This is a genomic window from Streptomyces deserti, assembly GCF_054782695.1.
In genome coordinates, this window is sequence record NZ_BAAGRZ010000016.1 from 105873 (window position 1) to 119802 (window position 13930).

11 protein-coding genes are annotated in these 13930 nt (G+C 71.1%); 1 reads left to right on the forward strand and 10 read right to left on the reverse strand.

Annotated elements, in window-relative coordinates:
• Positions 1-33 precede the first annotated feature (33 nt).
• From ACYVMZ_RS24670 to ACYVMZ_RS24680, 3 genes are all read right to left on the reverse strand, one after another.
• Entirely contained in the window at positions 34-606 is a 573-nt protein-coding gene (locus ACYVMZ_RS24670; RefSeq protein WP_461083172.1) for a GNAT family N-acetyltransferase, read from the reverse strand.
• Positions 584-2830, reverse strand: coding sequence for an MMPL family transporter (locus tag ACYVMZ_RS24675; protein ID WP_461083174.1), 2247 nt, complete (start codon positions 2828-2830; stop codon positions 584-586). Before ACYVMZ_RS24675 ends, ACYVMZ_RS24670 begins: the two co-directional genes overlap by 23 nt.
• A gap of 248 nt (positions 2831-3078) precedes the next feature.
• Entirely contained in the window at positions 3079-3495 is a 417-nt protein-coding gene (locus ACYVMZ_RS24680; RefSeq protein ID WP_461083176.1) for a hypothetical protein, read from the reverse strand.
• 189 nt (positions 3496-3684) lie between these two features.
• Here ACYVMZ_RS24680 and ACYVMZ_RS24685 point away from each other — a divergent pair, with 189 nt between their 5' ends.
• Complete coding sequence (locus ACYVMZ_RS24685; protein ID WP_461083178.1) at positions 3685-4479, forward strand: SAM-dependent methyltransferase; 795 nt, start codon at positions 3685-3687, stop codon at positions 4477-4479.
• 142 nt (positions 4480-4621) lie between these two features.
• Here the strand turns inward: ACYVMZ_RS24685 and gatB are convergent, their stop codons facing one another.
• The 7 genes from gatB to ligA form a co-directional block, all read right to left on the reverse strand.
• Complete coding sequence (gene gatB, locus ACYVMZ_RS24690) at positions 4622-6136, reverse strand: Asp-tRNA(Asn)/Glu-tRNA(Gln) amidotransferase subunit GatB (protein WP_461083180.1); 1515 nt, start codon at positions 6134-6136, stop codon at positions 4622-4624.
• A 15-nt stretch (positions 6137-6151) separates the two neighbouring features.
• Positions 6152-6391 carry a hypothetical protein gene (locus ACYVMZ_RS24695; RefSeq protein WP_461083182.1) on the reverse strand — a complete coding sequence of 80 codons (240 nt, stop codon included), beginning with the start codon at positions 6389-6391 and terminating at the stop codon, positions 6152-6154.
• Positions 6388-7881, reverse strand: coding sequence for an Asp-tRNA(Asn)/Glu-tRNA(Gln) amidotransferase subunit GatA (gene gatA / locus ACYVMZ_RS24700; RefSeq protein WP_461083184.1), 1494 nt, complete (start codon positions 7879-7881; stop codon positions 6388-6390). Before gatA ends, ACYVMZ_RS24695 begins: the two co-directional genes overlap by 4 nt.
• Before the next feature lie 6 nt (positions 7882-7887).
• Entirely contained in the window at positions 7888-8184 is a 297-nt protein-coding gene (gatC, locus tag ACYVMZ_RS24705; RefSeq protein ID WP_006130840.1) for an Asp-tRNA(Asn)/Glu-tRNA(Gln) amidotransferase subunit GatC, read from the reverse strand.
• Positions 8185-8456: 272 nt separating this feature from the next.
• Entirely contained in the window at positions 8457-8948 is a 492-nt protein-coding gene (locus ACYVMZ_RS24710; protein WP_461083187.1) for a cupin domain-containing protein, read from the reverse strand.
• A gap of 195 nt (positions 8949-9143) precedes the next feature.
• On the reverse strand, positions 9144-11441 hold the full coding sequence (locus ACYVMZ_RS24715) for a putative bifunctional diguanylate cyclase/phosphodiesterase (RefSeq protein WP_461083189.1): 2298 nt from the start codon (positions 11439-11441) through the stop codon (positions 9144-9146).
• 281 nt (positions 11442-11722) lie between these two features.
• Entirely contained in the window at positions 11723-13918 is a 2196-nt protein-coding gene (gene ligA / locus ACYVMZ_RS24720) for an NAD-dependent DNA ligase LigA (RefSeq protein WP_461083191.1), read from the reverse strand.
• Positions 13919-13930: the final 12 nt, after the last annotated feature.

The following is a 13930-nucleotide window of genomic DNA, read 5'->3' on the forward strand; positions in this document are numbered from 1 at the left end:
CTCGCACCGTACGGTCGCTGTCTGAGAGGTTGCTTAATGATCGTTGTGAGCGGCACGCGCGCGTGCCGCGCGCCACTCGGGCGCCAGCACGGACCACACCTCGAGGTCGTGCCGCACGCCACGATACGGGTGGGCTTCGCGCCGTACCCCGTCGCGGGTCATGCCCAGGCGCCGGGCGACGTTGATGCTCGGCTGGTTGCCGGAGGCGGCGACCCACTCGACGCGGTGGATGCCGCGTTCGTCGACGGCCCAGTCGATGAGGACGCGCATCGCGCGCGTGACGAGGCCGCGTCCGGTGCCGGCGGGTTCCAGCCAGCAGCCGACCTCGCAGTTCCCGTTCGCCGCGTCGAAGTTGAGGAACAGGACACCGCCGACGAGCTTGCCCTCCAGCCACAGGCCGTGCAGGGACCCGGTGTCGGCGGCGCGCATGTCGGCGTACCGCTGGAGCACCTCCCGGGCGCCGGCCACGTCCGTGGCCTGGGAGCCGAAGGGGATGTACTGGTTGATGAACTCCCTGCCCCGCTCCAGGTGTGCCAGGAACTCCTCGGCGCGCCAGGGCTCCAGCGGCCGCAGTTCGGCGTCGTCACCCAGTGGTATCGCGTACATCCCGCTTCCGCTCCTCCTGAGCCAGGACGTCCGCCACCTCGGCGTCCGTCGCGGCGGCCAGCCTCTCATGGGCGGCACGGGACTCGGGCGGCTCGATGCTGATGCGGGGCAGCCACTTGCCGAGCCGGCGGGGCAGCCACCAGTTGGCGCCGCCGAGCAGGTGCATCAGCGCGGGGACGAGGAGCGTACGCAGCACGAAGGCGTCGAGGGCGACGGCGGCGGCCAGGGCGATGCCGAACATGGCGATCACGCGGTCGCCGCTGAGCACGAAGGCGAGGAAGACCGAGATCATGATCACGGCGGCGGAGTTGATCACGCGGCTGGTCTCGGCGAGGCCGACCCGGACGGCACGCCGGTTGTCGCCGGTCTCCAGCCACTCCTCGTACATCCGGCTGACCAGGAAGACCTGGTAGTCCATGGAGAGCCCGAAGAGGACGGAGACCATGATCACGGGCAGGAAGGGCTCTATGGGGCCCGCACTGCCGAGGCCGAGCAGTTCGCTGCCCCAGCCCCACTGGAAGATCGCGACGACGACGCCGAAGGCGGCGGCGACGGCGGCGACGTTCATCGCGGCGGCCTTCAGCGGGATGCCGACGGACCGGAAGGCGAGCAGGAGCAGCAGGCAGCCCAGGCCGATGACGACGCCGACGAAGACGGGCAGCTTGTCCACGATGACGGCGGCGAAGTCGTCGTAGCCGGCCGTCACGCCGCCGACGTGTACATCGAGCGAGGTGCCCGCCTCGGCGCGCGGCAGCACCTCGGAGCGCAGCCGGTCGACGAGGTCGCTGGTGTCCTTCGACTGTGGCGAGGACTCCGGTACGACGGTGAGGTACGCGGTGTCGCCGCCGGAGTCGTACGTCACCGGCGTCACCGACGCGACGCCCTCGGTGGAGCGGAGGCTGGTGTCGAGGTTGTCCAGGGCGAGCCGGTCCTCGGCGCCGTGCACCTTCGTCACGAGGGTGAGGGGGCCGTTCACACCGGGTCCGAAGCCGTCGGCGAGGAGGTCGTAGGCCTGGCGGGTGGTGGCCGTCTTCGGGTCGTTGCCCTGGTCGGAGGTGCCCAGGTGCAGGGAGAGCGTGGGCAGCGCGAGGACGGCCATCACGACGAGGGCGACGGCGCCGAGCACCTTGGGGTGGCGCTCCACGAACGCCGACCAGCGGGCGGCGAACCCGGTCGGCAGTTCGGGCTCGGGCCCGTGCTCCGCCAGGCGGCGCCGCTCGCGGCGGCTCAGGGCGCGCACGCCGATGAAGGACAGCAGGGCGGGCAGCAGGGTCACGGAGGCCGCGACCGACAGGATCACGGTGAGCGAGGCGGCGATGGCGACGCCGTTGAGGAAGCCGAGCCGCAGGATCAGCATGCCCAGCAGGGCGATGCAAACGGTCGCGCCCGCGAAGACGACCGCCCGTCCGGTGGTGGCGACGGCGTTCGTGGCGGCCTCGGTGACGGACAGGCCGCGTTTCAGGCCGCGCCGATGTCTGGTGACGATGAACAGCGCGTAGTCGATGCCGACGCCGAGCCCGATGAGCATGCCCAGCATGGGCGCGAAGTCGGCGACCGTCATGACGTGCCCGAGCAGCACGATCCCGGCGTAGGCGGTGCCGACGCCGACCAGCGCGGTGGCGATGGGCAGCAGCGAGGCCGCGAGCGAGCCGAAGGCGAGGAAGAGCACGACCACGGCGACGAGCACACCGACGACCTCGGCGAGGTGTCCGTCGGAGGACTCGGTGAGCCCTATGGCGCTGCCGCCCAGCTCGACCTGGAGTCCGTCGGTCTCGGCGGACTTGGCGATGTCCACCACGGCCTGCGCCTCGGATGTGTCGATGTCCTGGGCCTGGTCGTCGAAGGTGACCGTGGCGTACGCCGTACGGCCGTCCTCGCTGATCCGGGCCGTGCCGTGACCGTCGTAGGGGCTGGTCACGGCGGCCACGCCGGGCAGGTGCTCGATCCGGTCCAGGGTGCGGGTCATCGTCTGCTCGACGTCGGCGGCGCGGACGGTGCCGGACGTGGTGTGCCAGACGACGGTGTCGCTGTCGCCGCCGAGGCCGGGGAAGCCGTCGTGCAGCAGCTGGGTGGCGCGGCCGGACTCGGTGCCGGGGACCTTGTAGTCGTTCGAGTAGGCGGAGCCGGCGACGGAGGCGGCGGCGGTGATCCCGCCGAAGGCGAGGAGCCACAGCAGGACGGCGACCAGGCGGCGTCGGACACACCAGCGTGCAAGGGCTGCCACGAACGAGCTCCCAGAGTGACTGTTTGTGGATCTTTGGCCGGGAACAGTGGTCCATGAACTGAACGGCCCGCAAAGAACGCATGAGCAATGCCTAGCCACTCTTGCAGGGCGTCGTGATCATTTGTCGCGTTCGTGGGCTTACTCACAGGAGTGCGAGGCAATTCACTGGACAACCCAGTGCACTCTGTCGCCCGGCACGGCGACTCCCACGTCCCTACGGCCCTGCACCGGGAACGTCTCGGTGTCCCTCAGTCGAACTGGTCCCCCAACGCCATCACCATCACCCCGGCGATCAACAGCCACAGCGCCCGCCGGGTGCGTCCCCGGGCACCCAGGACGGCGGCGAGGGCGCACACGGCGGCCCCGCAGGCGTACGCGACCGGGACGAGCGCGGGGGCGGAGCCGGTGATGCGGAGCAGTGCCGCGGCCAGGCCCGCCAGCGCCAGCACGGCCCCGGTCCCGGCCGCCGTCCAGCGGGCCCGCCGCGCCTCCCCTGCCGGCTCTTCGGCGTCCTCCTGCGCTATGTCCTCCCCGGCGTCCTTCCCCCCGGTCCCTGCGACGTCCTTCCCCCCAGTCCCTGCGGCGTCCTCCCGCGCCGTGCCTTCGGCGTCCTCCTGCACCTCGGCCATCTCTGAGTGCGTGTCGGAATCAGCGCGTCCACTCATGGCGCGGGAGCGTAGCGCGTCGGGCTGGGAAACCAGGTGCGAGGCCGCCCCGTCGGTTGTTACCGTCCGCCCGTCCGACCTCCGCGGCGCCCCCCGCCGCCCGACCGAAGCAGGTGCATTGTTTGACGGCCCGACCGAGCTCCGACGCATCTCTGTTCCCTTGCCCGGACTCAAGGAGCCCGTTCACCCATGTCGGACAGCACAGACACGAACCACCTCGCTAGCCGCCTGAACCACCCCCGCTACCCCCGCAGCAGCGCCTACGACGCGCGCTGGACCATCGACAACCAGATGGGCCCGCACGCGCTGTGGCTGCTGGAGTGGCTGGCCCCCGCCCTCGGCCTCGACACCCTGCGCCCCGGCGCGCGCGTGCTCGACCTGGGCTGCGGACGCGCCATGACGTCCGTCTTCCTCGCCAGGGAGTACGACGTCCAGGTCACCGCGGCCGACCTGTGGGTCAAGCCCGACGAGAACGCCGCGCGCATCGCCGAGGCCGGCGTCGCCGACCGCGTGCTGCCGGTGTCCGCCGAGGCGCACGACCTGCCGTTCGGCGAGGGCGGCTTCGACGCGATCGTCTCCATCGACGCGTACCAGTACTTCGGCACCGACGACCTGTACCTGCCCACGCTGACCAGGCTGCTGAAGCCGGGCGGGCGGATCGGGGTCGTCGTACCGGCGCTGCGGGAGGAGATCGACGACCTGGAGCCGCCGGAGCACCTGACGCCGTTCTGGGAGCCGGACTTCTGGTGCTTCCACTCGGCCGCCTGGTGGCGGCGCCACTGGACCCGCAGCGGTGCCGTGCAGGTCGAGGCCGCCGACTGGCTGACCGACGGCTGGCGCGACTGGCTGCTGTGGTGCGAGGTCGTCGCCGAGGAGAGCACGGACGACTTCCACGTGCGGATGTCCCGCCGGTGCGCCGAGATGCTGCGCGTGGACGAGGGGCGCACGCTGGGCTTCGTACGTGTGGTCGGGCGCCGTCCCTGATCACGTGCCGAGGTCTCTGATCAGCTGCCGAGGTCTCTGATCACATGCCGAGTCAAGGTCTGACCGCATGCCGAGGTCTCTGACCACATGCCGAGGGGGATGCACCGGGGCCGGTGCATCCCCCTCGGGGCGCCTGCGAGGATCAGCCCTCGCCGACCCCCAGCTTCTCCAGGATCAGCTCCTTGACGCGGGCCGCGTCGGCCTGCCCGCGCGTGGCCTTCATGACCGCGCCCACCAGGGCACCGGCCGCGGCGACCTTGCCGCCGCGGATCTTGTCCGCGATGGCCGGGTTGCCGGCGATGGCCTCGTCGACGGCGGCGGTGAGCGCGCCCTCGTCGGAGACGACCTTCAGACCGCGCTTGTCGACGACCTCGTCCGGGGTGCCTTCGCCCGCGAGGACGCCTTCGATGACCTGGCGGGCCAGCTTGTCGTTCAGGTCGCCGGAGGCCACCAGCTCGGTGACGCGGGCCACCTGCTGCGGCGTGATGGCCAGCTCGTCCAGCGCCTTGCCCGACTCGTTGGCGTTGCGGGCCAGCTCCCCCATCCACCACTTGCGGGCGGAGGCCGCGTCGGCACCGGCGTCGATCGTGGCGACGATCAGGTCCAGCGCACCGGCGTTGAGGATCGCCTGCATGTCGGTCGCGGAGATGCCCCACTCCTCACGGAGCCGGTTGCGGCGCACCAGCGGCAGCTCGGGCAGGGATGCCCGCAGCTCCTCGACCCACTCCCGGGAGGGCGCCACGGGCACCAGGTCGGGCTCCGGGAAGTACCGGTAGTCCTCGGCCTCCTCCTTCGTCCGGCCGGAGGTCGTGCTCCCGGTGTCCTCGTGGAAGTGCCGGGTCTCCTGGATCACCGAGCCGCCGCTGTTCAGCACGGCGGCGTGGCGCTGGATCTCGTAGCGGCAGGCGCGCTCGACGGACCGCAGCGAGTTGACGTTCTTGGTCTCGCTGCGGGTGCCGAACTTCTCGGTGCCCTTCGGCATCAGCGACAGGTTCACGTCGCAGCGCATCTGGCCCATCTCCATACGGGCCTCGGACACGCCGAGCGCCCGGATGAGCTCGCGCAGCTCACGGACGTACGCCTTCGCCACCTCGGGAGCACGCTCACCCGCGCCGACGATCGGCTTGGTGACGATCTCGATGAGCGGGATGCCGGCGCGGTTGTAGTCGAGGAGCGAGTGCGAGGCGCCGTGGATGCGGCCCGTCGCGCCACCGACGTGGGTCGACTTGCCGGTGTCCTCCTCCATGTGGGCGCGCTCGATCTCCACGCGGAAGGTCTCGCCGTCCTCCAGCTGTACGTCGAGGTAGCCGTTGAAGGCGATCGGCTCGTCGTACTGGGAGGTCTGGAAGTTCTTCGGCATGTCCGGATAGAAGTAGTTCTTCCGGGCAAACCGGCACCACTCGGCGATCTCGCAGTTCAGCGCGAGACCGATCTTGATCGCGGACTCGACGCCGGTCGCGTTGACGACCGGGAGCGAGCCGGGCAGGCCGAGGCAGGTGGGGCAGGTCTGCGCGTTCGGCTCGGCGCCGAGCGCCGTCGAACAGCCGCAGAACATCTTCGTCTTGGTGCCGAGTTCGACATGGACCTCAAGGCCCATGACGGGGTCGTACGTCGCGAGTGCGTCCTCGTACGACACCAGGTCGGTCGTGATGGTCACGGTGAAACTTCCCTCTCAGCCCAGCAGAACGTCGTCGTCGCCGAGGCTCTTCAGCTCCCGGTAGAGGATCGCGAGATTGGTCACGACCGCGGCGCCGGTGACGATGGCGTCGACCAGCCGCAGCGTGTCGCTCTCGGTACGGGCCTTCTTGATCTGCTTGACGACACCGATCACACCGAAGGCCGACGTGGCCATCGACACATACAGACCGGACTTGGACTTCTTGAAGCCTTTGGCCTTGGTCAGCGCACTCACAGCGACGGAGCCTCCTCGAGCAGCGGGTGGCCCCACTTTCCCACGAAGGCGGCCTCGACGGCGGCGCCCACCTTGTACAGGCGGTCGTCCTTCATGACCGGGGCGATGATCTGCAGACCGACCGGGAGGTTGTCCTCCGGCGCGAGGCCGCAGGGCAACGACATGGCCGCGTTGCCGGCCAGGTTGGTCGGGATGGTGCACAGGTCGGCGAGGTACATCGCCATGGGGTCGTCGGCGCGCTCGCCGATCGGGAAGGCGGTGGTCGGGGTCGTCGGGGAGACGATCACGTCCACCTGCTCGAACGCCTTGTCGAAGTCCTGCTTGATGAGCGTGCGGACCTTCTGGGCGCTGCCGTAGTACGCGTCGTAGTAGCCGGAGCTGAGCGCGTACGTGCCGAGCATGATGCGGCGCTTGACCTCGGGGCCGAAGCCGGCCTCGCGGGTCAGGGAGGTGACCTCCTCGGCGGAGTGCGTGCCGTCGTCGCCGACGCGCAGGCCGTAGCGCAGGCCGTCGAAGCGGGCGAGGTTCGAGGAGCACTCGCTCGGCGCGATCAGGTAGTACGCCGACAGGGCCAGGTCGAAGGACGGACAGTCCAGCTCGACGATCTCGGCGCCCAGCTCCTTCAGCAGCGCGACGGACTCGTCGAACCGCTGGATGACACCGGCCTGGTAGCCCTCGCCGCGGAACTGCCGGACGACGCCGACGCGCATGCCCTCGACGCTGCCGTTGCGGGCGGCCTCGACGACCGGCGGGACCGGGGCGTCGATGGAGGTCGAGTCCAGCGGGTCGTGTCCGGCGATGACCTCGTGCAGCAGGGCCGCGTCCAGAACCGTACGAGCGCAGGGACCGCCCTGGTCGAGGGAGGAGGAGAACGCCACCATGCCGTACCGCGACACCCCGCCGTACGTCGGCTTCACGCCGACCGTGCCGGTGACGGCGGCCGGCTGGCGGATGGAGCCGCCGGTGTCGGTGCCGATGGCGAGCGGGGCCTGGAAGGAGGCGAGCGCGGCGGAGGAACCGCCGCCGGAACCGCCGGGGATCCTGGTCAGGTCCCACGGGTTGCCGGTCGGCCCGAAGGCGCTGTTCTCCGTCGACGACCCCATGGCGAACTCGTCCATGTTGGTCTTGCCGAGGATGACGACGTCGGCGGCCTTGAGCTTCTTGGTCACCGTCGCGTCGTACGGCGGGATCCAGCCCTCGAGGATCTTCGAACCGACGGTCGTGGGCACGCCCTCGGTGGTGAAGATGTCCTTGAGCGCGAGGGGGACGCCGGCCAGCGGGCCGAGCTTCTCGCCGCGCTCCCGCTTGGCGTCGACGGCGCGGGCCTGGGCGAGGGCGCCCTCGCGGTCGACGTGCAGGAAGGCGTGCACCTTCTCGTCGACGGCCTCGATCCGGGCGAGGTGGGCCTCGGTGACCTCGACGGCCGTGAGCTCGCCGGAAGCGATCTTCGCGGCGGTCTCGGCGGCCGTGAGCTTGATGATGTCCGTCATGACGGGTTACTCCTCCCCCAGGATCTGCGGCACCTTGAAACGCTGCTGCTCCTGGGCGGGGGCGCCGGAGAGCGCCTGCTCGGGGGTGAGCGAGGGACGGACCTCGTCCGCGCGCATGACGTTCGTCAGCGGCAGCGGGTGGGAGGTCGGCGGTACGTCTTGGTCGGCGACCTCACTGACGCGGGCCACCGCGCCGATGATGTCGTCCAGCTGGCCGGCGAAGTGGTCGAGCTCTTCGGGCTTCAGCTCCAGACGCGCCAGCCGGGCGAGGTGGGCGACCTCCTCGCGCGTGATGCCAGGCATGCAGCGATCCTCTGGGGTGAGTGTGTGTGGTTTGGGGCCGGGGCTGGTCGTCGCATTCCCGTCGTCCGCCCGGAGGGCGGGCCGCGCGGCGTCTGGCGCGTGCGATCGCAAGGCGCCGGAGCGCCCTCGTGGCGGAGCCACGTGGGCGGTTCGGCAACGCGGCGAGCGTGCGTGCCAGGCGTCGCGCGGCAGACGGGAATGTGACGACTAGCCCCAATCCTATGGGGCGGGGGGCCGTGCCCGTGAAACGGTTTGCCGCAGGCCGTCCTGGGTCAACGGCGGGCGTCCCACGCCGGGCTGCGCAGGAAGTGGTTGTCGTACAGCTCCTGCACCTCCAGCAGGCTCTCCTGTGTGGCCTCGCCGAGGCGGATGCGCTGGAGGTGGCGGAAGTACTCGAAGCGTTCGACGCCGGGGGTGATGACGATCAGCAGGTCGGCCGTCGCCCCGGGTGCGGCGGCGAAGGCGTGCGGCTTGCCCGGCGGTACGACGACCAGGTCGCCGGGCCCGGCGGTGACGATGTCGTCGCCGCAGAGCACCTCGAGGGCACCGTCGAGCAGGAAGAACATCTCGGCGGAGCCCCGGTGCAGGTGCGGGCGGGCACCGTCGGCTCCCTCGGTCAGGCTGACGCGCACGGTGGACAGGGCCCCGCCGGTCGCACTGCTGTCGGCCAGCAGCTTGACGGCGACGGGAGCGCCGCCGACCACCTCGGCATCGGCGTCACGGATGATCACGGAGTCGTCGAACTTCGGCACGAGCAGCGACATGTCTGATCTCCCTTGAGGCTCGGCTCCCTTGAGGCCCGGCTCCTGTGACGCTCGGCTCCCTCGACGTGCTCCGTGTGCTCGGTGTGCTCGGCGGGCGTGGCGTGCTCGACGTGCTCGACGTGCTCGACGTGCTCGACGTGCTCGGCGTGCTCGGCGTGCTCGGCGTGCTCGGCGTGCTCGGCGTGCGAGAGGTGGCTAGCCGACCCGGCCCGGATCGTCCGCCGCGGCCGCCGGCAGGGCCGCCGCCGGGCGCTGCCAGCCCCGTGAGCCGCGCGCCCGCAGCCACGCCGTGGTCTCCTCGGCGGGCATCGCGGCCGCGACCAGCCAGCCCTGTACGGCGTCGCAGCCGAGGTCGCGCAGGCGCTCCCAGGTCTCGTCGTCCTCGACGCCCTCGGCGACGACGAGCAGGCCGAGGGAGTGGGCGAGGTCGACGGTGCAGCGCACGATCTCGGCGTCCTCGGTGTCGACCGCGAGCCGGGCCACGAAGGAGCGGTCGATCTTCAGCTCGCTCACCGGGAGCCTGCGCAGATGCACGAGCGAGGAGTAGCCGGTGCCGAAGTCGTCGAGGGACATCTTCACGCCGTGGCCGGTGAGCGCGTTGAGGGTGTCGGCGGCGCGCTGCGGGTCCTCCAGGAGGACGTGCTCGGTGATCTCCAGCTGGAGTGAGCCGGCGGGGACGCCGTGGCGGGCCAGGCGGGCGGCGACGGAGCCGGCGAAGCCGGGGGTGTGGACATCGCGCGGGGAGACGTTGACGGCGACCGGCACCCGCAGGCCCTGGGCGCGCCACTGGGCGACCTGCGCGAGGGCGGTCTCCAGCACGTACTCGGTGAGGTGGGGCATCAGCCCGGAGGACTCGGCGATCGCTATGAACTCGTCCGGCGGCACCTTGCCCCGCTCGGGGTGCACCCACCGGACCAGGGCCTCCAGGCCCGCGACCTGCCCGTCGAAGCGGACCTTCGGCTGGTAGTGCAGGGAGACCTCGTGGGCGTCCAGGGCCCGGCGCAGATCGCCGAGCAGGCCCAGGCGGTCCGGGGTGTTGGAGTCGCGCTTGGACTCGTAGACCTCGACGCCCGTACGGTCGCGTTTCGCCTGGTACATCGCCACGTCCGCGCGGCGCAGCAGTCCCTCGGCGTCCAGGGCGTGGTCGGGGAAGACGGCCACTCCGGCGCTGGCCTCCAGGACGAGGGTGAGCCCGTCGAGGTCGAGCGGGGAGCTGAGGGCCGCGACCAGACTGCGGGCGATGCGGGTCGCCGAGGTGGTCGAGTCGGCGACCGGCAGTAAGACGGCGAACTCGTCGCCGCCCAGCCGTGCGGCCTCCGCGCCGCGCGGCAGTGCGAGGCGCAGCCGGTCGGCGATCTGGAGCAGCAGCCGGTCGCCGGCGAGGTGACCGAGGGTGTCGTTGACCGATCGGAACCGGTCGAGGTCGATCAGCATGAGGGCGGCGCGGGCGTCGATGCGCTCGGCGTCGTCCAGAGCGGTCCAGATGCGTTCCAGCAGCCACTGGCGGTTGGGAAGCCCGGTCAGCGGGTCGCGCAGCTGCTCCTCCGCCCGGGCCCGGGCTATCCACAGCGTGGAGTCGAGGGCGATCAGCGGGATGGAGAACAGCGGCAGCAGCACCGGCTGCGCGAAGGCGACCACGCAGACCAGCGGGGCGATGCCGAGCAGGGCGACCGCGACCAGGCCGTGTCTGACCAGGGCGGTGCGGGCGACGGTGGGCAGGCCGGCGCGCGGGGCGTGCAGGTACCACAGCAGGACGCGGGTGACCGCGAGGTAGGCGGCGGCGACCAGCACCACCTCGGGGGCGGTGTAGGCCGTCCAGGTGTCCGGTCCGGAGGGGTTCTCGACGGACGGTATGGAACCGAAGACGCCCAGCACCAGGGCGCCGGCGCCGATGCCGAGCAGGTCGACCGCCCCGTGCAGCACGCCCTGCCGCCAGCGGCCCCGCCGGGCTATGCCGACCAGGACGACGACGGTGAGGCTGACCATGCCGGCCGGCACCCAGCCGTACATCAGCAGCACGGCGAGCGTGAGGGCGGCGCCGGAGCCGGTGCCGCCCCACCAGCGGGCGCGGCCGAGCATGACCAGGTGGCCGACGATGATGCCGGTCAGGACGGCCAGGGACCAGCCGACCGTGCCGGACGGGAAGAGCGCGTGGCCGCCGGTGAACGCCCGGTAGAAGCCGGCGCCCAGGACGAACCCGGCCGCCGCCACGACGGCCGCGGGCAGCGCGGGCCACGACAGGTGCCGTTCGGTGTCCGCGCCGGGCAGGCCGGTGGTGTGCTCGGTGGCCGGCTGGGGCCGCGCGGCGCCGCGGCCGTCCGGTGCGGCGCGCTGTCCGGCGGCGCGCCCGTCCCCGGGATGCCGTCCGGCGGCGCGCCCCTCCGCGCCCGGACGCCCCGGGGGCCGTCCGGCCCCGCGGACCGCGCGCCATGCGACCGCCATGCGGCGCAGGCGCAGCCGTGAGTCCGGAGCGGCGCTCTCGGTCGGTTCCATTCCCGTCCCTCTCACAGCCGGCGGTGCCCACGCCACGCGGCCCACGCCTCGACCACCATCCACGGCTCCGCGTTGGAAAACCCTTGCCCCTGCTCTTCAAGGCCTTTCGAAAGCACCTTCAAGAACCAGGGGGTGCCCCAACCGCAGCTGGGCACGGCAGGCGCACATCTCAACAGTAGGCCGCAGAAGGCTTCCACGGGCAGCGGTCGCCGACGGTTGCCCGAATGCGCCCCGGCCACCCGTATGCATCTGGTATGCGCCGATCGGGTGGCCTTCAACCGCTATTCCTCGGCCGAAAGAGCGAGTTCCGCAGCGGCGTCCGGCCCTTGTTCCAGCAGGACGTTGAAGCCTTCTTCGTTCAGGACGGGCACCTTGAGCTGCATTGCTTTGTCATATTTCGATCCGGGGTTGTCACCCACAACGACGAAAGACGTCTTCTTCGAAACCGAACCAGTGACTTTCGCGCCCCGGCTCTGCAGCGCCTCCTTGGCGCCGTCCCGGGTGAACTGTTCGAGGGTGCCCGTGACGACGACGGTAAGGCCTTCCAGCGGAAGCGGGCCCTCGTCCTCGCCGGAACTGTCGTCCGCCATGCGGACACCGGCGGCCTTCCACTTGCGGATGATCTCGCGGTGCCAGTCCTCGGCGAACCACTCCTTCACGGAGCGCGCCACGATCTCGCCCACGCCGTCGGTGTTCTTCAGCTCCTCCTCGCTCGCCTCGTCGATGCGGTCGATCGAGCGGAAGGCGCGGGCGAGGGCCTCGGCCGCGACCGGGCCGACATGACGGATCGAGAGGCCGGTGAGGATGCGCGCCAGCGGGCGCTCCTTGGCGGACTGGATGTTCTCCAGCATCGCCAGCGCGTTTTTCTTCGGCTTGCCCTCCTGGTTGGCGAAGACCGTGACGACCTTCTCCTCGCCGGTCTTCGGGTCACGCTTGGGCAGGCCGCTGTCCTGGTCGAGAACGTACGCCTTGATGGGCAGCAGCTGCTCGACGGTCAGGTCGAACAGGTCGCCCTCGTCCTTCAACGGCGGGTCCCCGGGCTCCAGCGGCTTGGTGAGGGCGGCCGCGGCGACGTACCCGAAGTGCTCGATGTCCAGGGCCTTGCGCCCCGCGAGATAGAACAGGCGTTCGCGCAACTGGGCGGGGCAGGTACGGGCCTTGGGGCAGCGCAGGTCGACGTCGCCCTCCTTCATGGGCCGGAGCGGCGTGCCGCACTCCGGGCACTCGCTCGGCATCACGAACTCACGCTCGCTGCCGTCGCGCAGGTCGACGACGGGCCCGAGGATCTCCGGGATGACATCACCGGCCTTGCGCAGCACCACCGTGTCGCCGATGAGGACACCCTTGGCCTTGACGACGTCCTGGTTGTGCAGCGTGGCGAACTCGACCTCCGAGCCCGCGACCGTGACCGGCTCGACCTGCGCGTACGGCGTGACCCGGCCCGTACGGCCGACGCCCACGCGGATGTTGACGAGCTTGGTGTTGACCTCCTCGGGCGCGTACTTGTACGCGATCGCCCAGCGCGGTGCGCGGGCCGTGGAGCCGAGGCGGCCCTGCAGGCGGATCTCGTCGAGCTTGACCACGACGCCGTCGATCTCGTGCTCGACGGAGTGGCGGTTCTCGCCGTAGTGCGCGATGAACTGCCGTACGCCGTCGAGGTCGTCGACCACCCTGTTGTGCGGGGAGGTGGGCAGGCCCCAGGTCTTGAGCAGGTCGTACGCCTCGGAGAGGCGGGTGAGTCCCTTGAAGCCCTCCAGGGCGCCGATGCCGTGGACGACCATGTGCAGCGGGCGGGTGGCGGTGACGCGCGGGTCCTTCTGGCGCAGCGAACCGGCCGCCGCGTTGCGCGGGTTGGCGAAGGGCTTGTCGCCGGCCGCGACCAGGCGGGCGTTGAGCTCCTCGAACTTGCTCATCGGGAAGTAGACCTCGCCGCGGATCTCCACGAGGTCCGGGACGCGGTCGCCCTTGAGGCGGTCCGGGATCTCCGCGATGGTGCGGACGTTGGGGGTGATGTCCTCGCCGGTGCGGCCGTCGCCGCGGGTCGCCGCACGCGTGAGACGGCCGTGCTCGTAGGTGAGGTTCACGGCGAGGCCGTCGACCTTCAGCTCGCACAGGAAGTGGTACTCCTGGTCGCCCAGTTCCCTGGCGACGCGGTGGGCCCAGGCGGCGAGTTCGTCGTCGTTGAAGGTGTTGTCGAGCGACAGCATGCGCTGGCGGTGCTCGACCGCGGTGAACTCCGTCTCGTAGGACCCGGCGACCTTCTGGGTGGGCGAGTCCGGGGTGCGCAGCTCCGGGTACTCGTCCTCCAGCGCCTCCAGGGAGCGCAGGAGCTGGTCGAACTCGGCGTCGCTGATGACGGGAGCGTCCTTCACGTAGTACCGGAAGCGGTGCTCCTCGATCTGCTCGGCGAGCTGCGCGTGCTTCTCGCGTGCCTCGGCGGGAATGCTCGTCGTCTCCGCTTGCTTGTCGCCGGCCACCGTGTCGTCCTC

Coding starts and splice junctions, on each gene's coding strand:
- ACYVMZ_RS24710 (WP_461083187.1), bottom strand. CDS start 8,948: ATGTCGCTGCTCGTGCCGAAGTTCGACGACTCCGTGATCATCCGTGAC.
- gatC (WP_006130840.1), bottom strand. CDS start 8,184: ATGCCTGGCATCACGCGCGAGGAGGTCGCCCACCTCGCCCGGCTGGCG.
- gatA (WP_461083184.1), bottom strand. CDS start 7,881: ATGACGGACATCATCAAGCTCACGGCCGCCGAGACCGCCGCGAAGATC.
- ACYVMZ_RS24680 (WP_461083176.1), bottom strand. CDS start 3,495: ATGAGTGGACGCGCTGATTCCGACACGCACTCAGAGATGGCCGAGGTG.
- ACYVMZ_RS24685 (WP_461083178.1), top strand. CDS start 3,685: ATGTCGGACAGCACAGACACGAACCACCTCGCTAGCCGCCTGAACCAC.
- ACYVMZ_RS24670 (WP_461083172.1), bottom strand. CDS start 606: ATGTACGCGATACCACTGGGTGACGACGCCGAACTGCGGCCGCTGGAG.
- ACYVMZ_RS24715 (WP_461083189.1), bottom strand. CDS start 11,441: ATGGAACCGACCGAGAGCGCCGCTCCGGACTCACGGCTGCGCCTGCGC.